The sequence below is a fragment of the Desulfobulbus alkaliphilus genome (assembly GCF_016918545.1).
Taxonomy (GTDB): Bacteria; Desulfobacterota; Desulfobulbia; order Desulfobulbales; family Desulfobulbaceae; genus Desulfobulbus; species Desulfobulbus alkaliphilus.
In genome coordinates, this window is sequence record NZ_JAFFQC010000012.1 from 36057 (window position 1) to 62322 (window position 26266).

Genomic DNA, 26266 nt, shown 5'->3' on the forward strand with positions numbered 1-26266 from the left:
TCTCCAAGACGTTTTCCATCATGGTTAAACGCCGAAAGTCGATGTACCGCTGACAATGCATCGGACCATTGTTCGCAGTGGTACCGATTCAGCAACAAGAGTGCCATTCCACCAATCTTCGTTTTTATTTCAAGAAAAAAACCAAAAAACAGATAAATGAATCGCTTCTGAACCTTTCTTGTTTTCGTTGCTATTCTCCTGAAAATTGTCTAAAAACGATACATGTACAAAATAATACGAAACAGAGGAGGTCTGGATGTTTTTTCGGTCAACCACACAGAGCTTAAGTATGCAGGTATCTTTACTGCTCTTTTTGGTATGCCCCTTGATAGGAGTTTTTGCTGGTGGTGGGTTTTACAGCTTGAAGTATATGGAGCGTGAGGTGGAGAAACGCATGCAAAAAGACATAGAGCTTATTGCGCGCGCTATTCGAGGACCGTTGGAATATGCTCTTGAGCATGGACGTTCAGGAAGTTTAGGGCAGACAGTGACCTCGGTCTTTCACTTCGGGGAAGTATATGGTGCCTATGTGTATGACAAAGAAGGGAAACGGATTGCCTCAAGTGGTGACAGGGATCTTATGGTTGCACATGACAAATTCGACGAATTAGCCTCCGAAGGAGCCCGTAAAGGTACCTATAAAGGTTCGGGTGAGAGGCAGGTCTACTCCTATTTTGTCCCTTTGGCTGATTCCGTCGGACGTAATATTGGCCTCTTGCAACTGGTTCGCGAACGAAATGATTTCCATGCATATATCCAACGTGTCCGCAATCAGATTCTTGGTGTTATGATTTTGATATTATTCCCTCTGCTTGGCGTTGTTGTTTATGGACATCACAGGGTGATCGGACGACACCTTGGCCGGCTGGTGGAGAGCATGGCACATATCGAAGGAGGTGCCCATGACCACCGCCCTGTTCCCTCCGGGCCACGTGAATTGCGTCAATTAGCAGAGGGTATGAAAACCATGCTCGATAGTATTGAGCGTGTTGGATTGGAAATTGAACTGAAACGAAAAGAACAAGAACGACTGGAACGTCAATTGCATCAATCGCAAAAAATGGCGGCCATCGGCCAATTGGCGGCAGGGGTAGCGCATGAATTGGGCACGCCGCTCAGTGTTATTTCCGGTAAAGCCCAGCGCATGTTACGAAAAGAAGACCTGCCCACTCATGTCGTCAAAGTGTTTCATGAAACACGCGATGCTGTCCAACGTATGGAACGTATTGTTCGCCAATTGCTTGATTTCGGACGGGACAATCAACTGCGGTTGCGACCCGTGGCCATCGATGACATGGTCGAGTGCGTTGTGGCTCAGATCTCCGATGAAGTGCATGCGCAATCGATCCAACTCACGATCCGCGGATCGCGACCGGCACCGGTACACTGTTTTGATAGAGTACGCATGGAGCAGGCCCTGGTTAATCTCCTCCGAAATGCCTTCCATGCCACAGGAAGTGGTGGGAAAGTGCGGGTGGGTTGGTTTGATGACGGCCGCTATCTTGGATTATTTGTTGCCGATAATGGTTCAGGAATTCCCAAAAAACAATATACCAAGGTATTCGAGCCCTTTTATACAACCAAAATGGTGGGAAAAGGGACTGGATTGGGTTTGGCCATAGCCCAGGCAGCTGCCAGTGACCATGGCGGGCGCATAGAGGTGGCAGAATCAGAGCTGGGTGGAGCATTGTTTACAATACTCTTCGGAAAAGGAGAGAATACGATGCGGACCCCGGACCCGTCAACGTTGGTTCTTGTCTCCCCGAAGGGCGACGGATAACGGCAGAGTATGAAAAAGTCGCCGAACCTACTATCCGGAACAACAGCCCAGCGGTCATGGATTGAGGTGGAAAGCTATGAATAAAATATCTCAAATACCAGAAAAAATACTAATAGTCGAGGATGATGCCGCTTTACGTGCCTTGATCGAAGAAGAATGTGGAGATGCAGGATTTGAAGTGCAGGGTGCAGCTGATGCTGATCTCGCCTGGAAGATGGTACAACGCCGGCTACCCGATCTTATCATCAGTGATGTACGCCTGCCGGGGCATGATGGTTTATGGCTTCTAGACCGCATCAATGAGCTTACCGAACCACCAGGGTTTATTTTGATGACAGCTTTTGGAACCGTTCCCCAGGCAGTGCAAGCTCTTAAACAAGGAGCCAATGATTTTCTAACCAAGCCTCTGGACCTTGATCATCTGATGATTTGCGTCCAACGTACTATCGAAAACCGCAGAATGCGCATGGATATGCTGCGGTATCGCAAGCTGTTGGGTGACAATGGTTTCCATGGAATAATTGGCCACAGTGCGGTCATGAGAAGGCTGTTTGCCTCTTTGAAACAAGTTGCCAAGGCTTTGGGCCCCGTATTGATCACCGGTGAAAGCGGCACCGGTAAAGATTTGGTGGCTCAAGCCATTCACCAGGAAAGCCCACGCAACAATGGACCTTTTATCGCTGTCAACTGTGCGGCAATCCCGGGCGAACTGCAGGAAAGTGAGTTTTTTGGCCATGCCGCTGGTTCTTTTACCGGGGCTGAAACTTCTCGCAAAGGGCTTTTTGCTGAAGCTTGTGATGGTACTCTTTTCCTCGATGAAATTGGCGATATGCCACTCAGGCTTCAAGCAAAATTGCTCCGCATTTTAGAAGATGGCCTGGTCAGACCGATTGGTGTCAATCATGAAACCCATTTCAACGTACGCGTGATCGCAGCGACAAATCATGACCTCGAAGAACGTGTGGCAGCCGGCCTGTTTCGTGAGGATCTTTATTTCAGGCTGGAAACGTTCATGTTGCATGTCCCGCCTCTCCGTGAACGAGACGACGATATCGACCTGTTGATTGCTCGATTTATGAAGGTGCTGAGTGCTCAAATGGACCGCAATGTCAGTGCCGTCTCCGGTGCAGCTCTCAAATTGCTGCACGAGTATCCATTTCCCGGCAATGTTCGCGAATTACGCAACGCTATTGAACGGGCTGTTGCCTTCTGCAACGGGACGGAAATCAAACCTGACTGCCTTCCGAAGCGAATTCGCAAACACAGATACACTCAACGCCATGACGATCCTTTATTGTTTTCCACTTTTTCAACGGAGGAAGAATTCCTCACTCTCGACCAAATGGCGAATAAATACACCTCGTTCGTCCTTGAACGTCTCAATGGCAACAAACGGCGGGCAGCGCAACTCCTCGACATCAGTCGAGCAACCCTGTATCGTCGCCTCGGAGTTGACAGCTCGGGTGCTCTCAACTCCAGGACAGTAAAAAAATAACAGCAGCAGACTACAACCTATGTTCTGACCACGGGCTTCACGCCTTTCTCGCGGTGATCACCCTGGATCATGAGCGTTCGTCGTGCGTCAGCTTCATTGCCGGTGACCGTTCGATTAAAGTAGCCTTTATCGGATGGTTACGGGATGTAAAGAGACCGGCAACATCCATCAGTTACCAACCTCATTCCCTGAGCTGGATGCGCAGACTGCCTTCACCGACCTCAACCGCGGCCACACCATCGGCAAACCCCTGCCAGAATCCGGGTTCCGCACCGAAGACCTCGACCAGATCGATATTTTTCAGGCCACCGATCCAGGCATTGGGCAGGGGAATGCCCATAACCGACACCCCTCGAAGTATGAATACAGGGCGATCGCCACGGAAGGCCAAGGTAGCCCCAGCCCTGACCCTGAGGGTTTTCCCGCCCACAAACGGCAGATCCGGATCCATGGGGATGAGGAGGTGGAGACTGATGAGATCCGTGGTGAAGCCGACAGCAACCTTACGGGCCAGGTCGGTGTTGCGGGCAATCATGGCATTAATCTCCCGCTCGGTGAGCATGATTTCCCGGGCAAGGTCATCCTCGGTGTAGGGTTCTGCCCGCAGCTCGCCAACGCCTGGTCGCTCTGCCTCGGGCTGGTGCATGGGACCGGGGTCGCTCCCCTGTTCAAAGCGGGCCAGCTTCTGTTCAAGACGCTGCGCTTCCGCTGGAGCAAGAACGACTGGTTCAAAAGGTTTGGCAAAAAGCCAGCTCCTGACCACCAACAGGGTAACCACCATGGTCAGCAGCATGGCTGCGATGACAAGACCGATCACCTGGGGCGTTGACAGCCCCGCTTGTTTTCTGGGCGTTTCCATTATCTTCTCCTCTTGTTGCAGACTGATGTTGTTTGTATACGTCAGCTGTTCCGGCCTGTCAAACGTCGAATGCGGGACAGCGCGGCACAGGGATCACCTCGGCACGGCCTTTGCCACGGTCACTGCAAGCTCCTGCATGGCCCGGACCTGGATCCGTGAGGGATCCTGTTGAAATAAGAATTTTATTACAGAAAGATATATTCAAAACAAGCGTCCAGCCGTCACGGATTCAGGCAGGAAACACTCCGGTGAGTCAAGCAACCCATTTTTACCTTGCACCACCAGCCAAACTCCTGTATCTGCATCGGCATTGTCCCTGCTAACTCCTGATGATGACACCCACAGCATGATCAACGGATACCTTGTTCTTATAGTTGCCATTCTCCTGTCCGTGTACCTGCTCAACCTGACCACGGCGCTGCTCAATCTCCGCTCTCTTCGTTCGGACCTCCCGGCAGAATTTGTCGGCATCTATGACGTCGGGCAGTATGCTCTCTCACAGGAATATACCCGAACAACCACCCGTTTCGCGCTGCTGGAAAGCACCATCAGCCTTCTGGTCACCCTGACCTTCATTTTCGCTGGAGGCTTCAACCTCATCGATCTGGCAGCACGGAGTTTCGGTTTTGCCACCATCCCCACCGGTCTGATTTTCACCGGTCTGCTGGCCCTTCTTTCAGCAGTTCTCAGCCTGCCCTTTACCCTCTATGGAACCTTTGTCATCGAAGAGCGCTTCGGTTTCAACACCACCACGGTGGCGACTTTTTTCCTCGACCGCCTCAAAGCGGCCCTGTTGGCCGTGGTCCTTGGTGCTCCCTTGCTTGCCGGTATTTTCTGGTTTTTTGAGACCAGCGGCCCGTCGGCCTGGGTGTATTGCTGGATCGCCACGGTAATTTTTCTCCTGGTGGTGCAGTTTCTGGCTCCAGTGGTGATCATGCCCCTGTTCAACACCTTCACCCCCCTGGCCGATGGCGAACTCAAAGAGGCCATTACCCGTTATGCCGCCGCCCAGCAATTCGCCCTTCAGGGGATCTATACCATGGACGGCTCCAAACGCTCCACCCGGGCCAATGCGTTCTTCACCGGTTTCGGCCGCTTCCGTCGTATTGTTTTTTTCGATACCCTCATCGACAAACTCACCACCAGCGAAATCGTCGCTGTTCTCGCCCACGAGATGGGCCATTACAAACATCGGCATCTCCTTGGCATGCTGGTGCTGTCCATTCTCCAGACCGGGCTGATGTTTTTCCTTCTTTCCCGCCTGCTCGACAACCCCGGCCTGTTCGCGGCTTTTTCCATGGAGCATATATCGGTGTACGCCGGCCTGGTCTTTTTCGGCTTTCTCTATACCCCCATCGCCACTCTGCTCGCCATTGCCATCAATGCCTTTTCCCGACACAACGAATACCAGGCCGATCGTTTTGCCCTGGACAGTGGCAGCCATGGTGAAGCGCTGATCAGCGGCCTGAAAAAGCTCAGCCGCAGCAATCTCTCCAACCTGACCCCGCACCCTGTCCATGTCTTTCTCAACTACAGCCACCCGCCGGTCCTGGCCCGAATTGAGGCGCTGCGCAAGGCTGCGGGTGACAGCCGGGAGCAATGAAGCATGACAACTATCGACACCCGCATGCATCAAAGCTGGCTCTGCCAGCTTTCAAGGGAATACGATGACATCCGCTACCAGTACCGCCTTGCCTTGCGTCCGCCCATTTTGACCATCAACATGCACAGGAAACAGATGGGCAGCTGGTCGGCGGCCAACCGCACGCTGACGCTGAGCCATTTTCTCCTGGCCGGCTATCCCTGGACCACAACCCTGCAGGTCCTCAAACATGAAATAGCCCACCAGGTCTGCAGTGAAATCCATCTCCGGGACGATGCTGGTCATGGCCCCCTGTTCCGCGAGGCCTGCAACCGAATCGGTCTCGATCCTGTTTTTCATCGCCCCTCGGCGGATCTGGCGGACGGGCTGCAGACGACGCCACAGGGTTCCTCCGCAACCCAGAGGGGCCGGCACATTATTGACAAGGCGCGCAAACTCATGGCCCTGGGGTCCTCGGAGAATGAACATGAGGCAGCCCTGGCTGTTCGCCGGGCCACCGAACTCCTCGCCCGTCATCGGCTCGACTTCGCTGCCCTGGCCGCTACAGCCGACCTGGAACACCGAACCATCAATACCGGGATTCAAACCCTGCCCGCCCACCGTCGCATGATCTGCGCCATCCTGGAGGCCTGTTTTTCCGTGCGGGTGATCTGCGCCTCCCTGTATGACCCCCATGCCAATGTTTGTCACAGGACCATCGAAGTATTGGGCCGAGCGGAACTGGTGGCCATGGCCGAACATTGCTACCATTTCCTCGAAGACCGACTACAGGTCCTCTGGAAAAAAAACCGTTCCCTCGTCCGCGGTCAAGGCGACAACGGTCGCATTGCCAAAAAAAGCTATTACCTCGGTTTGTTGGCCGGATTTCGCCAGACCCTGGAGTCTGCACCCATGCAGGTTCCACCGGTCCACGGCTGTCAACCGGCAAGCAGTATGCCCGCATGCCGCGAGCAGCAAGCCCTGGACACCTTTGTTGCCTACCGCTTCCCCCGACTGCGGACCATGCGGAGTCAGAGTGGTTCCTTCCATAACGGGGCCTATCAACAGGCTCTAGCAGCCGGCCGCGAGTTGACCCTGCACCCGCCGGTGCAGGATGGTCCCGGCGCGAACCTTCGGCTTCCGCCCAAAACGCAGCCCAGTTGAGGAGACCCTGAATCCGTGAGCGTTTGTCCGTGCGTCAGCTTTGTTGTCCGTGACCGTTCGATTAAAGTGAACTTTATCGGACGGTTACGGGCAATGAAGATGGCGTGCGGACGAACGCCCCGAAGGGCGGCGGGTGACGACTTGTTGCAAAGGAAATCGCCGCATTTATAACCTGTTTACAGTAAAATGTACTCCAAACAAGGCTCCAGCCGTCACGGATTCAGGGACACCAAAAGCGACGGCAAATTTATTCGGTTTGTGATAAAAATGGCCTGGTCGTCTTGACGTCAAGTTGGACCTTTTGTACAGAGAACGTCATTGTTTTTTTTTCAGAGGAGCCAGGCGGATGAATTATACCATGGAACGCTGGAATATCGGCAAGTCGATGGATCTTTTCGGGGTGAACGAATGGGGTGGCGGCTATTTTTTCATCGCTGAAAACGGCGACATGATGGTGATGCCCGAACCCGGCGCCGCCGACCGGGCGGTGAGCATTGCCGCCATTGCCGACGGTATCCGGGAACGCGGTTTTGACATGCCGGTTCTTCTCCGCATCGAAAACATTCTCGACTCCCAGATCACCAGCCTCAACGAGACCTTCCGTGCCGCCATGGAGGAATTGGGGTATAACGGCACCTTCATGGGGGCCTACCCCATCAAGGTCAACCAGCAGCAGCAGGTCGTGGAAAAAATCACCCAGTTCGGCTCCCGCTACCACCATGGCCTGGAGGCCGGCTCCAAGGCGGAACTGATCGCCGCCATGGGCATGCTCACCGACAAGCAAGCGGTGCTGATCTGCAATGGCTACAAGGACGAGGAATTCATCGACCTGGGCCTCTATGCCACCAAGATCGGTTATACCTGCATCCTGGTGGTGGAGATGCCCGATGAATTGCCGCTGATCATTGAACGATCGAAAAAACTGGCAGCCAAGCCCATCCTCGGTATCCGCATCAAACTCTCGGCCCAGGCCGGCGGACATTGGTCCGAATCCGGTGGCGAGCGCTCCATCTTCGGCCTCAACACCAGCCAGATCATCCAGGCCGTGGATCTGCTCATCGCCGCCGGCATGCTCGACTGCCTCAAACTGGTCCATTACCATCTCGGCTCCCAGATTTCCAATATCCGCGAAATCCGCACCGCGGTCAACGAAGCCTGCCGGGTCTACGCCGGCCTGGTCAAGGAAGGCGCCCAGGTGACCTATCTGGATCTTGGCGGCGGCCTGGCCGTGGATTACGACGGATCCCAGTCCAACTTTCTCTCCAGCCGCAATTATACCCTCAAGGAATACTGCACCGACATCATCGAGGCGGTGATGACCTCGCTGGACGACGAACAAATCCCCCATCCCATCATCATCACCGAATCCGGCCGGGCCCTGGTTGCCTACTACTCGATCCTGCTCTTCAACGTCCTCGATGTGACCCGTTTCCAGTCCGGCACCCTGCCGGCTACCATGCCCGAGGATTGCCCCCCGCAGCTGGAATATATGCACCAGGCCCTCAAGGACATGACGGTACGCAACATTCAGGAGGTCTTCAACGACGTCATCTATTATCGGGACGAAACCCGGAGACTCTTTCAGATCGGCCAGATCAGCCTCCGCCAGCGTTCCCTGGCGGAGCAACTGTTCTGGGCCACCATCAGCGAGATCAACCGACTGTCCAAGGAACTCAAACACGTCAGCACCGATCTCACCGATCTCGACCGGGTACTGTCGGATTTTTATTATTGCAATTTCAGTGTTTTTCAGTCCCTGCCCGATTCCTGGGCCATTGGCCAGCTCTTCCCGATCATGCCGATCCACCGTCTCAACGAAGAACCGACCCGCAAGGGTATTCTCGCTGACATTACCTGCGACTGCGACGGCAAAATTGATCAGTTCATCGATAAACGGGGGGTCAAGCGCTACCTGCCGCTCCATGAGTTGAAACCCCACGAGGAATATATCCTGGGAACCTTCCTGGTGGGGGCCTACCAGGAAACCCTTGGCGATCTGCACAACCTGCTGGGGGATACCAACGTGGTCACCATCCGTATCCTGGATCAGGGAGAGTTTGAATTCGTCACCGAGCAGGAGGGCGACACCGTGGCCGAGGTCCTTTCCTATGTCCAGTATGACCCCAAACGGCTCTTTATCCGCTTCCGCAAAACCGCGGAGCAGGCTATCCGCGCCGGTCGCATCACCGCCCAGGAACGCCGCGAGATTGTTCAAGCCTACGAGGCCGGTTTGCGCGGATACACCTATTTTGAACGGTAACCCATCATCCTGCAGCCAGAGAACCTGAACTCCACCATCTTGAGGAGAACATCATGGCCCATGTCCTTATCATCGGCGCCGGCGGCGTCGGCAGTGTAGTCACCCATAAATGCGCCCAGGTCAGCGAGGTTTTCTCGTCCATCACCCTGGCCAGCCGCACCCTGGCCAAATGCACGGCCATAGCCGCCCAGGTCAAGGAACGGACCGGGGTCACGGTGGCGGTGGAACAGGTCGATGCCGACAACGTCGCCGAAACCGTGGCCCTGATCAAACGACTCCAGCCGGATCTGGTCCTCAACGTCGCCCTGCCCTATCAGGATCTGCCCCTGATGGATGCCTGCCTGGAAACCGGGGTCGATTACCTGGACACCGCCAATTACGAACCGCCGGACGAGGCCAAGTTTGAATATAAATGGCAGTGGGCCTATCGGGAACGTTTTGCGGCCCGCAACATCATGGCTCTGCTCGGCTCGGGATTCGACCCCGGGGTCACCAATGTATTCTGTGCCTGGGCGCAGAAGCATCATTTCGACGAGATCCACCAGCTGGACATCATTGACTGCAATGCCGGTGACCATGGCCAGGCCTTTGCCACCAATTTCAACCCGGAAATCAATATCCGCGAAATCACCCAGCGGGGCCGCTACTGGGAGCATGGTGAATGGGTGGAAACCGACCCGCTCTCCTGGTCCATGAGCTTTGATTTCCCTGAAGGGATCGGACCGAAAAAATGCTATCTCATGTACCACGAAGAATTAGAATCCCTGGTACATAACATCAAGGGGTTGAAACGGGCCCGTTTCTGGATGACCTTTTCCGAGCAGTACCTCACCCATCTCAGGGTTCTCGAGAATGTCGGCATGACCCGGATCGATCCGGTGGTCTACCAGGGAACCGAGGTTGTCCCCCTTAAGTTTCTCAAGGCGGTTCTGCCGGAGCCCGCCTCGCTGGGTCCCCTGACCCAGGGGCGCACCTGTATCGGCTGCCTGTTCAAGGGGGTCAAGGATGGCCGGGAAAAACAGCTCTATGTCTATAACATCTGCAGTCACGAAGAGGCCTACCGCGAGGTCGGCTCCCAGGCCATCTCCTACACCACCGGAGTGCCGGCCATGATCGGGGCCATGCTGATGCTCACTGGGGCCTGGAAACGACCCGGGGTCTGGAATATGGAGGAGTTTGATCCTGATCCCTTCATGGCAGCGCTCAACCGCCATGGCCTGCCTTGGCAGGTGATCGAATCGTGAACGGACGCTTTGCCTGCCGCTTCGATCCGGGCCGGGTGAGCACCCCGGCCTTTGTGGTCGATGAGGGCCTGTTGCAAGACAACCTGACCATTCTCGGCCAGGTCAAGGAACGGACCGGTTGCCGTATTCTCCTGGCGCTGAAATGCTTTGCCATGTTCCGGGTCTTTCCCCTGCTCCGCCGGACCCTGGACGGCATCTGCGCCAGTTCACCCCACGAAGCACGCCTGGGCCGGGAAGAATTCGGTCGCGAGGTGCACAGCTTTGCCGCTGCCTATTCCAGCGGCGACATTGAACAGTTGGCCCGCACCAGCGATCATCTTGTGTTCAACTCCTTTGCGCAATGGGACCGATTCCGTGATCTGGCCACCCGCACCGCTCGCCAGACGAGACATTCCCTTGAGTTCGCTCTGCGCATCAACCCCGAGCATTCCGAGGGCGCGGTGCCCCTCTACGACCCCTGCGCCCCCGGCTCCCGGCTGGGCATCCGCCGGGCCGATTTTCAGACCGACAACCTGGATGGCATCAGCGGCCTGCACTGGCACAACCTCTGCGAACAGGATGCCGACTGTCTGGAGCGTACCGTGGCGGCCGTGGAAAAGGCTTTTGCCGATGTCCTGCCACGGATGCGCTACGTCAATTTCGGCGGCGGCCATCACATCACCCGACCTGGGTATGACCTTGACCTGCTGATAGCGATCATCAACCGCTTTCAGGATCGTTGGGGCACGGACGTCTATCTGGAGCCGGGGGAAGCGGTGGCCCTCAACAGCGGCTACCTGGTGACCACGGTCCTTGATGTGGTCCAGGCCGACATTCCGGTTGCGATCATGGACGCCTCGGTGCCGGCGCACATGCCCGATGTGCTGGAAATGCCCTACCGGCCCCATATCATCGGCTCGGGCCTGCCCGGCGAAAAACCCTTCACCTGTCGCATCGGCGGCCTCTCCTGTCTGGCCGGCGATATTGCCGGTGAATACTCCTTTGCCGCACCGCTTGTGCCGGGAGACCGGCTGGTGTTCACCGACATGGCCATCTACACCATGGTCAAGACCAATACCTTCAACGGCGTCCAGCTACCGTCGATCATCCTCTATCAACCGGCAACCGACACCCTGAACACGGTGCGACGCTTCGGATACGAGGATTTCAGGGACCGGCTTTCCTGAAGAGCCTGCCTTTATCTTCCCCCGGGTTGCCCGACCAACCCCCCAACCCCGGGGAACTCGCACTGCCCGCGATAGTTGAACGACTGCATGGGCGGAAGAGTCGTTCACGGCGGCGCACGCTGTCCCCATTGACAGAAACTGTTTCGTTGCCTACCATGTGCGGTAACGTGACCGCTCAACCGCCACCGTATCCTGAATCCGTGACGGCTGGACTCTTGTTTTGGATATATCCTACTGTAATCATGTTTTAATTGTCACGAAATCCTTAGCACTACATTTCACCAGTCGCCCTTCAGGGGCGTGCGGACGAACGCTCACGGATATAGAAGTATCACTCAAGCACAGGGAGACCAATCCATGACGGACATGCTGTACACACCGAAACATGAAATTGACACCCGCATTCAGGCCCTGCAGACCACCTTGGATCAACGGGGCATGGATGGCGCTCTGATCGTCCATCATACCAACCTGTTCTACCTGACCGGCACCTCGCAAAGCGGTCACCTCTTTGTTCCCCGTTCAGGAGCGCCCCTGCTGATGATCCGCAAGAGCTACGACCGGGCCCGCAGGGAATCTCCCATTGAAGATATTCGTGAAGTCAAAAGCCTGAAAATGATTCCCGCCCTGCTCAAGGAGAAAAACTATACCATCAACAGCCTGGGTATGGAGCTGGACGTCATCCCCTATACCACCTGGCAGTTTTATTCTCAGGTCTTTGCCGACAGCGAGCTGATTGATATCTCCGACTCCATCAAGAAAAATCGGATGATTAAATCCCAGCATGAGATCTTCCTGCTCCAGGGGGCCTGCGCCATCCTTGATCAGGTTTTCGCCGAGGTCCCGGCCATGCTCCGCGAGGGCATGACAGAGGTGGAACTGGCCAGCCTGTTTGAGGCCGCCATGCGCCGCCGCGGCTATGCCGGTTGTTCCAAGATGCGGGCTTTCAACCAGGATTTCTTCCTCGGCAATATCACCTCCGGCAGCAGCGGCGCGGTCTCCTCCTACTTCGATGGTCCGGTGGGTGGCAGCGGCCTGACTCCGGCCAACAACCCCCACGGGGCCGGCTGGAAACCCATTGGCCGCAACGAAGTGATCTATATCGACTACACCTGTCTGATCAATGGCTACACCGCCGACGGTGCACGGATGTTCGTCATCGGCGATGTTTCTGAACGACTCCGCCAGGCGCACGCTGTTGCCCTGGATATTCAGGCGGATCTGACAGCCATGCTCAAACCGGGAACGGCCTGTGAAGACATCTATGCCAGAGCGGTGGAACTGGCCGAGCAGACTGGTTTCGGGGATCACTTCATGGGCATTGGCAAGGACCGGGTACGCTTCATCGGCCATGGTGTCGGTCTCGAGCTGGATGAATACCCGATCTTTGCCAAGGGTGTGAAAATGGAACTCACCCCTGGTATGACCTTTGCATTGGAACCGAAATTCGTTTTTCCGGAAGGTGCCATCGGCATCGAGAACACCTATGTTCTCGACAACGACAGTGCCCGGGTCCTGACCCATGCCCCGGAGGAGATTATCCGGGTGTGAAAAGGTGCCCGCGCACCAGCGCTTCTTCCGAGGTCGCAAAGATGATCCTGGACGAAAAAAAGTGGACGTCCTGCAAAAACTCTTGACATCAGGTGCAAACCTGCGAAACTGAAGACAATCATTGTTTTTTCTTCAGAAATCCTGCAACGTCTTTTCATCAACGAACAGGCCCCCTCATGGCGCACACTTTCTCCTCTCAACCCGATGAAGCCATTGCTCTGGAAGGCGATATCGCCGTTATCGCCATAGAAAACATTTTCCAGCTCTTTGATTTCGCTGCCCTGACCGGTAAACTGGAAGTCTCGGCGCCAACCAACAGCGGTGTATTTTACTTTCAAAATGGTGCTCTTATTCACGGTCTCCTGCAAATCAGTCCCCGGCGGATAGGGCAAATTCTGCTTGAGTCACGACTGATCAACAGTGAACAGTTACAGGAGTGCCTCCGTCTCCAGGAACAGCAGCACCCGCAAACTCGATTCGGCCAGATCCTGATTGAAAAAGGGTACATCTCGGCCGACCGGCTGGATGAAACCCTGCTCAATCAGATCAAGGATTCTTTTTTTGAAGCTTTATCCTGGCAGGAAGGATGGTTTCGCTTTTACCAGAGCCAGAAACCGGACCCGGAGGACATCAAGCTGCATGCCCGTATCGACCACCTGCTGCTCGAGGGAATGGTCCGCATAGACGGTCTTCACTCGCAAAACCTCTGAATCCCGCGCCCTGAAACTCTTTTTTGCCCGTGTCCCTTCACAAGCAAGGTTCTATTGTTCAGAATCAAGTCACGCTGCGAATTTGTTCACCGCAGCAGTCCTCTGTGCACCCCCAACGGGCTATTTTCTGTTCGATTATCCTTTCCCCTTGGTGTATAGAGCAATCACTTTACAGATTGCCGGATGGCCCTGGCTATCTGGAATCAATATCCCGGCCATGGCCATCGTTGACAACGGCGAAACCTGTGACGATGAAGTCATCGTGAGAAAAACAGCAAGACGGCTACGCCTCTATCTGGCTGTTATCCTGACACCTTACCATGACCTGAATCCGTGACGACTGGACTCTTTTTTTTGGATATTTTTTGCTGTAATCAGAGTATACATGCGGCGACCTTTTGGACAATACATCGTCAACCGCCGCCCTTCGAGGCGATTGTCCACCCATCAGCTTTATTGTTTGTGACCGTTTGACCCAGAGTATCTTGACAGAAGGCCATGAACAACAAGGCAGACCCGCGGACGGACGCTCACCGATCCAGGTTGCATCTTGACCGGTACAGGGAGTATTCACAGGACCTATGGAGCAGGAAAAAATCTTCGAACGTCTGCTGCAGATCTTAAACCGCTATTATCACGAGCGGGAAACAGGTAATTTCGTCACCTACCTCGATCCCGAAGTCCTTCGCCGGGAGCTGCATTTCGAAGACAGTGCGGGCAATCAGGACTGGGAGGAAATTTTCTCCTGGGTGGAGCAATACCTGGCCCATGCCGTTAAAACCAGCCACCCTGGTTTCGTCAACCGAATGTGGGCCGGTGCCAACCTGCCTTCGGTGATCGGCGAAATAATCACTGCAATCACCAACACCTCGGCCTGCACCTTTGAAACCGCACCGGTGTCGACGCTGATGGAAAAATACATGCTGCGGACCATGCTCGACCTGGTTGGATTCACCAACGGCTCCGGCCAGATGACCACCGGATCAAGCAACGCCAACATGATCGCCATGATGGCGGCCCGCAACAGGACCGACCCTGTCATCAAACAGAGCGGTTTGTTCCGGCAGCGGGAGCTGTTCGCCTTTGTCAATCAGGACGCACACTACTCCATGGACCGGGCGGCAAACATTCTCGGCCTCGGCACTGATCATCTCATCAAAATCCCCCTAGATGACCATGGCCGCATGCATGTTCCGACTTTGCAAAAATCCATGGAAGAGATCGCGGCAGCAGGTGGCACCCCCTTTTTTGTCGGTGCCACCGCCGGGACCACGGTCCGCGGGTCCTTTGATCTTCTCGAACCGCTGCTGGCCCTGCGCCAACGCCATGGATTCTGGCTGCATGTCGATGGTGCCTGGGGTGGAGCGGTCATCTTCAGCGATCGGCTCCGCTCGCGGTTTCTGCCCCATCTCAACCGGGCCGACTCCTTTACCCTCGATTTCCACAAGATGCTCGGAACGGCACTGATGTGCAATGTCCTTCTGTTTAATAACGAGCTCTCCCTGTTTCGGGAAGTCTGCAGTGCCGGTGATGAAAGTTATATCTTTCGGGAAGGACCGGATCATGAAGTCCGTGACCTGGGCACACTATCTCTGCAGTGCGGCCGCCGGGTCGACAGCCTCAAGTGGTTTCTTGACTGGCGTTTTTACGGCCAGGCCGGACTAGCGCATCGGGTGGAACATTATCTCGAACTCTGTCGCTACGCCGAGGAATGGATCCGCCGGAGCGATGTTCTGGAGATGGTTGTCCCCCGTGAATCCTTTAACATCTGTTTCCGGTTTCGCACTCCGCAAGGCTGGCCTTCCGGTTCTTTGAATTGCGAGTTGCGAGACCGCATGCATCGACGGGGGGTGACACTGGTCGGCACCGGATATGTCAACGGAGAAGTGACCCTGCGCCTGCTGATCACCAATCTCAATGTCGACAAACCGGAGCTGGACAGCTTTTTTCAGACGGTGATCGCCACCGGCCGTGAACTATTGGCCGAAGGCCGCACTGTGCCCTCTACCCAGGATCGATATGCCGAGCATAAGTGAAACCGATGCCACCATGCCCCGGAAAGAAGCAGCCGAATTTATCAAGCATGGATCCGTGAGTGTTCGGGAAGCGGGACAAAGGAGATCAGGTCCGCCACCCCGATCAGGAACACGTGGATGACGGCCCTCACCTGCCGGCCCCCACCGGTTGTGAGGGTGGTGAATCGACCATGAACCCTGCTGAAACCAACAGTGTCGTTCAGAACGATTGCCGGAACAACGACCGCGCTGCTGACCGGGACGTGTTCACGGAACTGCTCACTGCGTACAAGGAGCAGATCGAAATTCTCCATGATCAGATCGAGGATATGCGTGCACAACTGGTTCAAAGAGACCGCCAGATCGATGACCTGATACGGTTCATGGCCGGTCCGCGGCTTGCAAGCAAGCCCATGCCTGTCAACCAGCAACAGGTTGACCAGGCTATGACTGCTTCTTGTCAGGCGACCAGGACGAAAACGGTCAGTGATATCGTTTGTCACCCTGCTGCGGACCCGACCAGGGACAAGGATCCCCATTCCAGGCCGGGCCCGGTATATGCCCAACAGCGTTTCAGTCCGGCGCAATTGTCTGCCGCGATCCTGCACCTGCGCCGTAAGGGAAAAAGGTACGAGGAGATCGCCCGCGGACTCAACCAGTTGCAGGTGCTTCCCCCCTCCGGCGCCTGCCAATGGACAGCCGCCATGGCCAGAACGCTGCTCCCACCTCTTGTCGACCTGAATACAGAGCACCTGACCATTGACGGCGACCTGTGAAACTGACCAGAAAGCCGGCACAGAGAGGGCTTTTTCCAGTGGATCGGTGATTCACGGCTTGACTTCACCAACAACGACAGGTACGATGTTGCCCATCGTCGTTCAGGTGTCCGTATCAACGGATGAAAAGGGAATCCGGTTTAATTCCGGAACGGGCCCGCCGCTGTACCCGGGGACAAATTCCGCACAATGGCCACTGCTTCGAACGCGAAGCGGGAAGGCGCGGAAGGAGAATGATCCGGAAGTCAGAAGACCTGCCTGAACAGCTCCCTGTCCTTGCCGGCATGCAAGGCAGGAACACGGACTCCAGCGGTACAAAAAGGGACATCCTGGACCAAGATGACAACGGTCCGGGATTTTTTTTTGGCCGGCCTCCAGTGGATTTGAAAACGTTTACCGGAAGCAGGAAACGGGGGTTTTATCCGGTCCCGTTGCCAGCGGATCAGGTGGCGTTGCGACTCCACCCCGCCGCGGCAAACCAAGGAGCACACACGATGCAACAGACACAGGCAATTGTCCTGGCCATGTTCGGAACAACGGTGGAGGCTGCTCTGGGGGCGCTGCTCGCCATCAGAGACGCGGTTAGGCAAGCGTTTCCGCAAACGCCGGTGCGGCTCGCCTTCACCTCCAACCAGATCCGCCGCATCTGGAACCGTCGTGCCGCCGATCCTGCCTATCTGGCGGCCCATCCGGATATACCCGCTGAGATTCTCCAGGTCCAGGGTCCCCTGGCGGCCATTGCCAACCTGCAGGACCGGGGATACGATACCCTGATCGTGCAACCCACGCACATAGTTCCGGCCGAGGAATTCCACGATCTCAGATCCTATGTCAACGGCCTCAACTCCATCCGGACCTTGAAACCGCGCTGGCAGCCATTCAAAACCATTGCCCTTGGCCGACCGCTGCTCGGTGCCTACAGTCTCAAACACACCTATGCCGACGACATTCTCATCGTGGCCCGCGCCCTGGCCGAGGATGCGGCGCTTGCCCGCCGCCACGATGCGGCCCTGGTATATATGGGTCACGGCAACCATTATTTCCCCTCCGGCGGCCTGTACCTGGAATTTGCCGCCCGAATGCGGCAGCTCTATCCCGATGTCCGCACCCTGATCGGCACGGTGGAAGGCTTTCCCTCTCTGGAAGAAATACGCGAAGATCTTCACCTGCATGGCCTGCGGCGAGTCCTGCTCAAACCTTTTCTTGTCGTCGCCGGTGACCATGCCCGCAACGACCTCGCCGGACCGGAAGAGGATTCCTGGCAATCGATCCTCATCAGGGATGGGGTCGAAGTGATTCCGGTCCTCACCGGTCTGGGCGAACAACCGGCGATCGCCGGTATTTTTGTCAACCATATCGCCGAGGCGGCGGCCGATGCCGGTCTGAAATTATCCTGATGCCAACCGCACGCGGGAAAGCAGTCATCCCCCTGCTGGCAGCAGCCCTGACAGCGGGGATCGCTCTGTCAGCCACCATGGGCTTTCTCCACATCCCGATCACCGATGTCGTTGCCATCATCCTGGCAAGCCTGACCCCGAAGCCCTTGCCCGAGGGCATCGATCCCATTGCCGTCACCGTGGTCACCGACGTCCGTATGCCCCGTATCCTGGCGGCGGCTCTGGTCGGCGGCATGCTCGGGGTCAGCGGTGCCGTGTTCCAGGCCATTCTGCTCAACCCCCTGGCCGACTCCTATACCCTGGGCATCTCCACCGGGGCCGCCTTTGGCGCTTCCCTGGTCATTGTCCTGCAGATCTTCGGCCTGACCCTGCCGCCGGCCGTCTCCGTACCGATCTTCGCCTTTGCCGGCGGGGTCGGTACCCTGGCCGTGGTGCTCTACCTGGCCGCCGGGGACCGCAGTCTCTCCTCCACCAGTCTCATTCTGGCCGGGGTCATTGTCGCCGCTATCCTTTCAGCAGCCATTGGATTTCTCAAATTTCTCGCCGACGAGCAGGTGGGCATCATCATCTTCTGGCTCATGGGCAGTCTCTCGGGTTCGTCCTGGCAGAACATCTTCCTCTTGACCCCCACCGCCCTGTTCGGCATTCTGGTGGCTTTTTGTTACGCCCGCGACCTCAATATCATGGCGACCGGTGATCGGGCCGCCACAACCCTGGGGGTGCAAACCGTCCGCCTGCGAACCATACTCCTGGTGACCTGTACCCTGATGACCGCCCTGGCGGTTTCCGTGTCCGGCATTATCGGCTTTGTCGGCCTCATTGTGCCCCACATGCTGCGCCATCTGGTCGGCCCGGACAACCGCCTGCTGGTGCCGCTGTCTTTTTTCACCGGCGGCCTGCTGCTGCTCTTCGCCGATACCCTGACCCGGGCCGTCCTGCCGGTGGAAGTACCCATCGGCGTGCTCACCGCGCTGTTGGGCGGACCTTTTTTCTGCATCATCTTCAAAAAGAGGCAGCAGCATGGCAAAAGCGATTTCTGATCGTCGGCAAGACCGCCTCTGGGCGTTGCAGGACGTCCACTTCAGCTACGGCGGGGTGCCGGTCCTGCGCGACATCAACCTCGAACTCCGCCCCGGTTGCTGCTACGGTATCCTCGGGCCCAACGGCAGCGGCAAAACCACCTTGCTCGACCTGCTCAATGGCCTGCTCACCCCGCAAAACGGCACCGTCGAATTCCTGGGCCATGCCATGCGCTCCTGGCCCAGGAAACAGTTGGCCCGCCACATGGCTCTGGTTCCCCAGGACTTCATGGTCCGCTTCGGCTTCACCGTCCGTGAAGTGGTGGAAATGGGTCTGCATCCCCATCTGCATCGCTTCGCCAGTCCAAGCCCCGAGGACCTGGCCCTGATCGATGAAATCCTGACCGTCACCGGCATAGCCCATCTCGAAAAACGCTCGGTCACCCGCCTTTCCGGCGGTGAAAAACAGCGAGTGGCAGTAGCACGCGCCCTGGCCCAGAAACCCTCGGTCCTGCTCCTGGACGAGGCCACTTCCAACCTCGACATCCACCACAGCCTGGAAATCCTCCACCTCACCCGCAGCCGTTTCGAACAAGGACATCTCCAGGTTGTGGCGGTCATGCATGACCTCAACCTGGCTGCCTTCTTCTGCGACGAGCTGATCTTTCTCAAAGAGGGCCGGGTGGTCCGTCAGGGAAAAACAGAACAGGTCCTGACCGCGGAAACCATTGCCACCGTCTACGGTGTCGAGGCCGAGGTGACCACCAGTACCTTCACCAAGTGCCGGCAGGTCAGTTTCAGGCTGCCGGTCGCATCATAACCATCGCTCTGAACCAATGAACAGCAAAAAAACTGCCTCCATTCCCTTTCTTTTCATTCCCCTTGTTCTTTTCCTTTCCGCCGCACCGCTCTGCGCCGCGATCAGTATCACGGACAGCGAGATGCGCACCCTGGTTTTTTCCCAACCCTTTCAACGGATCATCTCCCTGTATCCAGCCCACACCACCAACCTCCTCGACCTTGGCCTCAGGGAGGAAATCATCGCCATCGGCGCCAGCGACAATCAGTTGCCGGACCGGCCCCGGGTGCAGTTCCAGGATGATCCCGAGCGACTTCTGGCCCTTCAGCCCGATCTGGTCCTGATCCGGCCGATGATCAGCCGGGGCTACCCGCATCTGGTCCGGATCCTGGAGAGAAACAATGTCCGGGTGGTTTCCCTCCAGCCCACGACAGCCCCTGAACTGTTCAGCTACTGGGAAACCCTGGGTAAACTCACCGGCCGGGAGGAAGAGGCCAGGACCATGATCAAGACCTTTGGCCAACGCCTGGCCGAACTCACCGCCGATGTCCAGCGACGCCCCAGGGAGGAGCGGAAACGGGTCTACTTCGAGTCCATCCACCGGCAGATGAAAACCTTTGCCCCCACGTCCATGGCCATGTTCGTGCTCGAGGCCGCCGGTGGGGTCAATATCGCCACCGACGCCATGCAGATGCGCGAAACCAACATCGCCGCCTACGGCAGGGAACGCTTGCTGGCCAAGGCCGATGAGATCGATCTCTATCTGGCCCAGTACGGCCGCATGAACCCGGTCAGTGTCGACGAGATCATGCGGGCACCCGGGTTTCAGATTATCAAGGCCGTACGCCAGCGTCAGGTCTTCCTGGTCCCCGAGGAACTGGTGTCCCGGCCGACCATGGGCCTGCTCGATGGCATCGCCTTTGTCAAGTCGCTGCTCTACCCGGACTACAGTCAGAACGGGCTCACCGGTCTATGAACCGGCCTGCCCTGCTCATCGCCGGCACCCATTCCGGCTGCGGCAAGACCACCCTGACCCTGGGGATCATGGCAGCCCTTGCCCGGCGCGGACTTGTGGTACAACCCTTCAAATGCGGCCCGGATTTCATCGACCCCACCCTGCATCGGATGGTGACCGGGCGTATATCCCGTAATCTCGATGTGCGGATGTGCGGCGCGGATTTTGTCCGCCACACCTTCACCGCCAACAGGCCGCCGGAAAGTTGCGCGGTGGTCGAAGGGGTCATGGGGCTTTTTGACGGCGGAGAAGGCTCGGCCGCCTTTCTTGCCCGCACCCTCGGCCTGCCGGTCTTCCTGGTCATCGATGTCCGTTCCGCGGCGGAGAGCATCGCCGCGGTGGTCAAGGGCTTTGCCGGCCTGGATCCCCACCTCGATCTGGCCGGGGTTATCTGCAACCGGGTCGGTTCGGAAAAACATCAAAACCTGGTGGCCGGGGCTATCCGGGAACACTGTCCGACGCCGATCATCGGTTTTTTCCCCCGCCGGGACGAGGTACACATTCCCTCCCGCCATCTCGGCCTGCACATGGGTGAAGAACACCCGCTCAAGGGCGACGGCCTGGAACATCTGGCCCAGTTGACCGAACAGCATCTCGACCTGGATCTGCTGCTGCGGATCGCCGCTGAGCATTGCGCCGGCATTGCGCCAACCCCGGCAATGGAACCGTCGGCTCCCATGTCCACCGGTCCCCGCGTGCGGCTGGGCGTGGCTCGGGATGCGGCCTTCTGTTTCTATTACCAGGACAACCTCGATCTGCTGTGTCAGGCCGGTGCTGAGCTGGTTTTTTTCAGCCCCATTGAGGATACGGTCCTGCCGCCGGGCATCGAGGGGCTCTACCTGGGGGGTGGATATCCGGAGCTGCATGCCCGGCAGCTCAGCGCCAACCTGGGAATGCGGGAGCAGATCCACTGCTTTGCCCGGGCAGGGCGGCCCGTGTACGGTGAGTGCGGCGGTTTCATGTATCTCTGTCGCGCCCTTGTGGACCTGGAAGGGAATGACTACCCCATGGTGGGCCTGTACCCATGGCGTACCCGCATGCAAACCCGCCTGCGCAGTCTCGGTTACCGCCGGCCGACCGTGACCCGTGACTGCCTGCTGGGCGAGCAGGGCACGGTGCTCCATGGGCATGAATTTCACTATTCCACCCTGGACCAGGAGCAACCTTCCACGGAATCCGTTTTTCGCCTCGACGACAACCGATCTGAGGGGTATATCATCCACCACCAGACTCTGGCAGGGTACATCCACCTCCACTGGGGCCGCACTCCCGAAGCAGCGTCCCGTTTCGTCCAGGCCTGCCGTCAATCGAACGGAGACCTGGATCCGTGAGCGTTCGTCCGTGCGTCAGCTTCGCTGCTCGTGACCGTTCGATTAAAGTGGACTTTATCGGGCGGTTACGGGCAATGAAGATGGCGTGCGGACGGATGCCCCGAAGGGCGGCTGGTGAAGGCGAATTGTCAATAATGTCATCAAACCTACCCCCTGAGTAAAGCATAATATGTCCCAAACAAGAGTCCAGCCGTCACGGATTCAGGAGAACACCATGGTCACCATCCAACAGATCGCCCCCGGCGAGATCGAAGCGGAGAGTTTCCGCATCATCGAGCGTGAACTCGGCCCCACAGCTTTCGCGCCCGAGGAGTTCGCCGTGGTGCGCCGGATCATCCATGCCACCGGCGACTTCAGTTTTGCCCAAACCCTGCGTTTTCATCCCCGGGCGATCCAGGCAGGCCTGACCGCCATTCGCTCGGGAAAAAATATCCTCGTGGACGTCAACATGGCGGCCAGCGGTATTTCCCTTGCCCTGCTCACCCCCTTTGGCGGCCGGGTGATCTGCCGGATCAAGGAACCGGAAACCGCGGAACTGGCCGCCAAGAACGGCGTAACCCGTTCCGATGCCGCCATTGTCCGGGCCGCAAGCGACAACATCGGCATTGTCGCCATCGGCAATGCCCCCACCGCCCTGCTCAAAACCATGGAACTGATCGATCAGGGTCTCTTTGCCCCGGCTCTTGTCATCGGCGCACCGGTGGGTTTTGTCAACGCGGTGGAATCCAAACAGCTGCTGACAAAACAACCTTACCCCCATATCACCACCCTGGGCCGCAAAGGCGGCACCCCGGTGGCCGTGGCCGCGGTGAACGCCCTGCTTCGCCTTGCCTGAAACCTGAGTCCGTGAGCGTTCGTCCGTGCGTCAGCTTCGTTGTTCGTGACCGTTCGATTAAAGTACACTTTATCGGACGGTTACGGGCAATGAAGATGGCGTGCGGACGGATGCCCCGAAGGGCGGCGGGTGAAAGTTACTGCCAAGATTTCAGCTGAAATTATAAAATGATTACAGAAAGATATGTCCGAAACAAGCGTCCAGACGTCACGGATTCAGGTGAAAGAAATGGCCCCTCGATCCGGTACCAAGAAAACCCTGCGCAGCGGCTATACCACCGGGGCCTGTGCCGCTGCCGCCGCCAAGGGAGCGGTGCTCTGCCTGCTGGGCCGGGAACATCCCATCCAGGTGAGCATTCCCTTTCCCGATGGGTCACGCCACGTTTTTGATCTGTGCCGTTTCGGCGGAAAAACGGCCCTGGCCACGGTGGTCAAGGATGCCGGAGACGATCCGGACGTCACCAACGGCGCCGAGATCGGCGCCGAGGCCCGCTGGCTGGAGCCGAGCGAAAAGGAACCCATTGTCCTGGTCAATGGACCAGGGGTGGGTGTAGTCACCAAGCCCGGCCTGCCGGTGGCAGTGGGAGAACCGGCAATCAATCCGGTGCCGTGCCAAATGATCCGCACAGCGGTGCGGGAGGCGCTGCATGGTGAAGCCTGTTGCCGGCCAGTTGAGGTGAAAATTTTCGTCCGGGACGGTGAAGCCCTGGCGGCAAAAACGCTCAATCAGCGCCTGGGGGTGGTGGGCGGCCTTTCCATTCTCGGCACCACCGGTATTGTCCGTCCGGTCTCCGCCAAGGCCTGGACCGAAACCATTGAGGCCTCGATGCGGGTGGCCCGGGCGGCCGATCTCGATGCGGTTCTGCTGGCCACCGGGCGGACCTCCGAGGCAGCGGTGCAGGCACGGTTGCACTTACCAGAGGAGGCTTTGGTGATGATGGGTGATTACCTCCGCTACAGCCTGGAAGCGGCCAGACGTCATGGATTCAGCCGGATTCATCTGGCCGGCATGTGGGCCAAGCTGGTCAAGGCTGCCCTGGCCGTTCCCCAGACCCATGTCCGCAACGGTGTCCTTGAAACCCGCCAGGCAGCGGATCTGCTCGCCCGCCTCGGACTGGAGGAAACAATGGCCGTAGAGATGCGCCGGGCCAATACGGCCCGGGAGATCCATGATCGGCTACAGGCCATGGGACGTCATGATCTGGTGGCCGCGGTCTGCAATACGGCCCGGTTGCAGGCCGAATGCTGGTCCAACCTGCCCGTCCGGGTTTACCTGGTCACCGCCGAGGAAGGGGTGGTTCATGTCACGGATTGAATTGATCGGCATCAACGGAACCATGCTCACCGACGAACAGCGCGGGCTGGTACGCCATTGCGCCGCCGTGGTGGTCTCGCGTCGGCACCGGCCCCTGGTGGATGGACTCAATCCACGCCTCCTGGACATCACCCCGGTGGCAGCCATGCTCGACCAGGTCGCCGGGGCCCTGACCAGCGGGACGGTGGCGGTCCTGGCCAGCGGCGATCCGCTCTTTCACGGCATTGGTCGATCCCTGATCAACCGCTTCGGTCGGGAGCGAGTCACCATTCACCCGGCCCTTTCCGCCGTGCAACTGGCCTGTGCCCGGTTTGGTCTGCCCTGGGACGATCTTGTCCTGCTCAGCCTCCATGGGCGATCCGGACACAACCTCCCCGGCCGGATACTCGGCCATGACCGGGTGCTGCTGCTCACCGACCACCACAACAGTCCGGATCAGGTGGCCGCCAGCCTGCTGGCCGCCCTGGAGGCCTGCAACGATGGCGAACGGATTGCCGCCATCCGCATCCGGGTGGCGGAAAACCTGGGTCTTGACGAAGAACGGTTGATCAGCGGCACCCTGGCTGACATCGCGGCGCAGTCTTTTGCGCCCCTCAACATCATGCTGGTGGAACAGCCGCCCCGGACCGTTCCCTTGTTTTTTGGCCTGCGTGAATCGGAAATCCGCCATTCCCGGGGATTGATCACCAAAGACGAGGTACGGGCCGCCACCCTGCACCGGCTGCGACTGCCCGCCGGCGGAGTCCTGTGGGATATCGGCGGCGGCTCGGGGTCCATTTCCCTGGAGGCAGCCCGTCTGGCCCCGGACCTCTCTATTTACACCATCGAAAAAAAATCGGAAGAGCAGGAGAATATCCGGGCCAATATCCGCACCTACGCCGCCTACAATATCCGCCTTGTTGCGGGAGAGGCTCCGGAGGCCCTGGCTGATCTCCCTGCCCCGGACCGGATCTTCATTGGTGGCAGCGGCAAGCGCCTGGAGGCCATTTTCGACACGGCGGCAGCCCGACTACCCGCCGGCGGCCGCATCGTCCTCAACGCTGTGCTGCCGGCAACCGCAACCACGGCCTTGTCCTGTCTGCTTCGCCTCGGGTTCCAGGTGACAAGCGCCACCCTTGCCGTGACCAGGACAGCGTATCCCGAAGGTAGCCCCCAGGTTTTTAACCCCATAACCCTTATCACAGGCGATAAATGAGCACAGCAACTCCATCCTCGCACCCGGGCCATCTGTACCTGGTCGGCGTGGGTCCCGGCGACCCGGAACTCATGACCTGCAAAGCTGTCCGCATCCTGAGCAATACCAAGGTCTGGGCCGTCCCCACGGCAAGGGAAAACGGCAGCAGCAGCGCCCAACAGATTGTCGACGCCATGGTGCCGGCCAATGATCGTGTCATCCTCTCGCTCTGCTTCCCCATGAAAAAAGTCTTCCTTGGCCGGGACACCGACGACCAGCTGCTTCAGGCCTGGCGGAAATCGGCCGACGAGGTCATCACCCACCTCGATCAGGGCCGGGATGTCGCCTTTCCCACCCTCGGCGACGCCACCCTGTATTCCACCGCATTTTACCTTCTTGCCATGATCCAGGAACAACGCCCGCGGACCAGGGTGACAGTGATTCCGGGTATCACCGCCATGTCGGCCTGCGCCGCGGGTCAGTCCAATCCCCTGGCCCTGGGTGACGATGTCCTGGCCGTGGTGCCGGCGGCCTTTGAAGACGACCGCCTGCGCCAGATCCTCACTACCCTGGACTCGGTGGTCCTGATGAAAGTGCACCGGCGCATCGATGCCCTGATTGACCTGCTGACCGAACTCGACCTCATCAGCCATGCCGTGCTGGTCGAGCGCGCCGGTCTGCCCGACGAACGGGTCTATAACGATGTCCGCGAGGCACGGGGACGACAACTCCACTATTTTTCCACCATGCTGATCCGCAAAAAACAGGTACAGGTCTGAG

21 protein-coding genes and 1 riboswitch are annotated in these 26266 nt (G+C 57.8%); of the genes, 20 read left to right on the top strand and 1 reads right to left on the bottom strand.

Annotated features, from left to right (window positions below; genetic code table 11):
• Positions 1–289: 289 nt before the first annotated feature.
• Both JWG43_RS08120 and JWG43_RS08125 read left to right on the top strand, forming a co-directional pair.
• Positions 290–1780, top strand: coding sequence for a sensor histidine kinase (locus tag JWG43_RS08120; RefSeq protein ID WP_240193469.1), 1491 nt, complete (start codon positions 290–292; stop codon positions 1778–1780).
• Between the two features lie 76 nt (positions 1781–1856).
• Positions 1857–3275 (top strand): sigma-54-dependent transcriptional regulator, encoded by a 1419-nt coding sequence (locus JWG43_RS08125; RefSeq protein ID WP_240193470.1) that lies wholly within the window; start codon positions 1857–1859, stop codon positions 3273–3275.
• 181 nt (positions 3276–3456) lie between these two features.
• Here JWG43_RS08125 and JWG43_RS08130 read toward each other — a convergent pair whose 3' ends face one another.
• Entirely contained in the window at positions 3457–4134 is a 678-nt protein-coding gene (locus JWG43_RS08130; RefSeq protein WP_205242409.1) for an arginine N-succinyltransferase, read from the bottom strand.
• A gap of 346 nt (positions 4135–4480) precedes the next feature.
• Here JWG43_RS08130 and JWG43_RS08135 point away from each other — a divergent pair, with 346 nt between their 5' ends.
• The 18 genes from JWG43_RS08135 to cobI all read left to right on the top strand — a co-directional run bounded on the left by JWG43_RS08135 (position 4481) and on the right by cobI (position 26265).
• The gene (locus tag JWG43_RS08135) at positions 4481–5737 is read left to right on the top strand and encodes a M48 family metallopeptidase (protein ID WP_205242410.1); all 1257 of its coding nucleotides are present in this window, start codon (positions 4481–4483) and stop codon (positions 5735–5737) included.
• A gap of 3 nt (positions 5738–5740) precedes the next feature.
• Complete coding sequence (locus JWG43_RS08140) at positions 5741–6880, top strand: DUF2786 domain-containing protein (protein WP_205242411.1); 1140 nt, start codon at positions 5741–5743, stop codon at positions 6878–6880.
• A 346-nt stretch (positions 6881–7226) separates the two neighbouring features.
• On the top strand, positions 7227–9140 hold the full coding sequence (gene speA, locus JWG43_RS08145; protein WP_205242412.1) for a biosynthetic arginine decarboxylase: 1914 nt from the start codon (positions 7227–7229) through the stop codon (positions 9138–9140).
• A gap of 53 nt (positions 9141–9193) precedes the next feature.
• Positions 9194–10384 carry a saccharopine dehydrogenase family protein gene (locus JWG43_RS08150; RefSeq protein ID WP_205242413.1) on the top strand — a complete coding sequence of 397 codons (1191 nt, stop codon included), beginning with the start codon at positions 9194–9196 and terminating at the stop codon, positions 10382–10384.
• The gene (nspC, locus tag JWG43_RS08155) at positions 10381–11550 is read left to right on the top strand and encodes a carboxynorspermidine decarboxylase (protein WP_205242414.1); all 1170 of its coding nucleotides are present in this window, start codon (positions 10381–10383) and stop codon (positions 11548–11550) included. The genes JWG43_RS08150 and nspC overlap by 4 nt, the downstream gene beginning before the upstream one ends.
• 357 nt (positions 11551–11907) lie before the next feature.
• Positions 11908–13101 (top strand): M24 family metallopeptidase, encoded by a 1194-nt coding sequence (locus tag JWG43_RS08160; RefSeq protein ID WP_205242415.1) that lies wholly within the window; start codon positions 11908–11910, stop codon positions 13099–13101.
• 176 nt (positions 13102–13277) lie between these two features.
• Positions 13278–13811: a DUF4388 domain-containing protein gene (locus JWG43_RS08165; RefSeq protein ID WP_205242416.1), complete on the top strand. Its 534-nt coding sequence runs from the start codon at positions 13278–13280 to the stop codon at positions 13809–13811.
• Positions 13812–14392: 581 nt separating this feature from the next.
• Positions 14393–15847, top strand: coding sequence for a pyridoxal phosphate-dependent decarboxylase family protein (locus tag JWG43_RS08170; protein ID WP_205242417.1), 1455 nt, complete (start codon positions 14393–14395; stop codon positions 15845–15847).
• Positions 15848–15906: 59 nt separating this feature from the next.
• The gene (locus tag JWG43_RS08175) at positions 15907–16602 is read left to right on the top strand and encodes a hypothetical protein (RefSeq protein ID WP_205242418.1); all 696 of its coding nucleotides are present in this window, start codon (positions 15907–15909) and stop codon (positions 16600–16602) included.
• 87 nt (positions 16603–16689) lie between these two features.
• A riboswitch (cobalamin riboswitch) is annotated at positions 16690–16878 on the top strand.
• A gap of 218 nt (positions 16879–17096) precedes the next feature.
• Complete coding sequence (locus tag JWG43_RS08180; RefSeq protein WP_205242419.1) at positions 17097–17999, top strand: sirohydrochlorin cobaltochelatase; 903 nt, start codon at positions 17097–17099, stop codon at positions 17997–17999.
• Complete coding sequence (locus JWG43_RS08185) at positions 17999–19039, top strand: FecCD family ABC transporter permease (RefSeq protein ID WP_205242420.1); 1041 nt, start codon at positions 17999–18001, stop codon at positions 19037–19039. Before JWG43_RS08180 ends, JWG43_RS08185 begins: the two co-directional genes overlap by 1 nt.
• Positions 19020–19838: an ABC transporter ATP-binding protein gene (locus JWG43_RS08190; protein ID WP_205242421.1), complete on the top strand. Its 819-nt coding sequence runs from the start codon at positions 19020–19022 to the stop codon at positions 19836–19838. Before JWG43_RS08185 ends, JWG43_RS08190 begins: the two co-directional genes overlap by 20 nt.
• A 16-nt stretch (positions 19839–19854) precedes the next feature.
• The gene (locus JWG43_RS08195; protein WP_205242422.1) at positions 19855–20793 is read left to right on the top strand and encodes an ABC transporter substrate-binding protein; all 939 of its coding nucleotides are present in this window, start codon (positions 19855–19857) and stop codon (positions 20791–20793) included.
• Complete coding sequence (locus JWG43_RS08200) at positions 20790–22163, top strand: cobyrinic acid a,c-diamide synthase CobB (RefSeq protein WP_205242423.1); 1374 nt, start codon at positions 20790–20792, stop codon at positions 22161–22163. Before JWG43_RS08195 ends, JWG43_RS08200 begins: the two co-directional genes overlap by 4 nt.
• A gap of 214 nt (positions 22164–22377) precedes the next feature.
• Entirely contained in the window at positions 22378–22998 is a 621-nt protein-coding gene (locus JWG43_RS08205; RefSeq protein WP_205242424.1) for a precorrin-8X methylmutase, read from the top strand.
• Positions 22999–23181: 183 nt separating this feature from the next.
• Positions 23182–24312: a cobalt-precorrin-5B (C(1))-methyltransferase gene (locus tag JWG43_RS08210; RefSeq protein ID WP_240193471.1), complete on the top strand. Its 1131-nt coding sequence runs from the start codon at positions 23182–23184 to the stop codon at positions 24310–24312.
• Positions 24299–25507, top strand: a complete 1209-nt coding sequence (gene cbiE / locus JWG43_RS08215) for a precorrin-6y C5,15-methyltransferase (decarboxylating) subunit CbiE (protein ID WP_205242425.1) — start codon at positions 24299–24301, stop codon at positions 25505–25507. Before JWG43_RS08210 ends, cbiE begins: the two co-directional genes overlap by 14 nt.
• Positions 25504–26265 carry a precorrin-2 C(20)-methyltransferase gene (cobI, locus tag JWG43_RS08220; protein ID WP_205242426.1) on the top strand — a complete coding sequence of 254 codons (762 nt, stop codon included), beginning with the start codon at positions 25504–25506 and terminating at the stop codon, positions 26263–26265. The genes cbiE and cobI overlap by 4 nt, the downstream gene beginning before the upstream one ends.
• Position 26266 lies beyond the last annotated feature (1 nt).

Bases quoted from the DNA above. Each gene is read 5' to 3' on its own strand.
- JWG43_RS08170 (WP_205242417.1), top strand. From the start codon at position 14,393: ATGGAGCAGGAAAAAATCTTCGAACGTCTGCTGCAGATCTTAAACCGC.
- JWG43_RS08195 (WP_205242422.1), top strand. From the start codon at position 19,855: ATGAACAGCAAAAAAACTGCCTCCATTCCCTTTCTTTTCATTCCCCTT.
- JWG43_RS08180 (WP_205242419.1), top strand. From the start codon at position 17,097: ATGCAACAGACACAGGCAATTGTCCTGGCCATGTTCGGAACAACGGTG.
- JWG43_RS08150 (WP_205242413.1), top strand. From the start codon at position 9,194: ATGGCCCATGTCCTTATCATCGGCGCCGGCGGCGTCGGCAGTGTAGTC.
- JWG43_RS08200 (WP_205242423.1), top strand. From the start codon at position 20,790: ATGAACCGGCCTGCCCTGCTCATCGCCGGCACCCATTCCGGCTGCGGC.
- JWG43_RS08165 (WP_205242416.1), top strand. From the start codon at position 13,278: ATGGCGCACACTTTCTCCTCTCAACCCGATGAAGCCATTGCTCTGGAA.
- JWG43_RS08125 (WP_240193470.1), top strand. From the start codon at position 1,857: ATGAATAAAATATCTCAAATACCAGAAAAAATACTAATAGTCGAGGAT.
- speA (WP_205242412.1), top strand. From the start codon at position 7,227: ATGAATTATACCATGGAACGCTGGAATATCGGCAAGTCGATGGATCTT.
- JWG43_RS08135 (WP_205242410.1), top strand. From the start codon at position 4,481: ATGATCAACGGATACCTTGTTCTTATAGTTGCCATTCTCCTGTCCGTG.
- JWG43_RS08210 (WP_240193471.1), top strand. From the start codon at position 23,182: ATGTCCGAAACAAGCGTCCAGACGTCACGGATTCAGGTGAAAGAAATG.
- JWG43_RS08120 (WP_240193469.1), top strand. From the start codon at position 290: ATGCAGGTATCTTTACTGCTCTTTTTGGTATGCCCCTTGATAGGAGTT.
- JWG43_RS08160 (WP_205242415.1), top strand. From the start codon at position 11,908: ATGACGGACATGCTGTACACACCGAAACATGAAATTGACACCCGCATT.
- JWG43_RS08185 (WP_205242420.1), top strand. From the start codon at position 17,999: ATGCCAACCGCACGCGGGAAAGCAGTCATCCCCCTGCTGGCAGCAGCC.
- cbiE (WP_205242425.1), top strand. From the start codon at position 24,299: ATGTCACGGATTGAATTGATCGGCATCAACGGAACCATGCTCACCGAC.
- cobI (WP_205242426.1), top strand. From the start codon at position 25,504: ATGAGCACAGCAACTCCATCCTCGCACCCGGGCCATCTGTACCTGGTC.
- JWG43_RS08140 (WP_205242411.1), top strand. From the start codon at position 5,741: ATGACAACTATCGACACCCGCATGCATCAAAGCTGGCTCTGCCAGCTT.
- JWG43_RS08205 (WP_205242424.1), top strand. From the start codon at position 22,378: ATGGTCACCATCCAACAGATCGCCCCCGGCGAGATCGAAGCGGAGAGT.
- JWG43_RS08130 (WP_205242409.1), bottom strand. From the start codon at position 4,134: ATGGAAACGCCCAGAAAACAAGCGGGGCTGTCAACGCCCCAGGTGATC.
- JWG43_RS08190 (WP_205242421.1), top strand. From the start codon at position 19,020: ATGGCAAAAGCGATTTCTGATCGTCGGCAAGACCGCCTCTGGGCGTTG.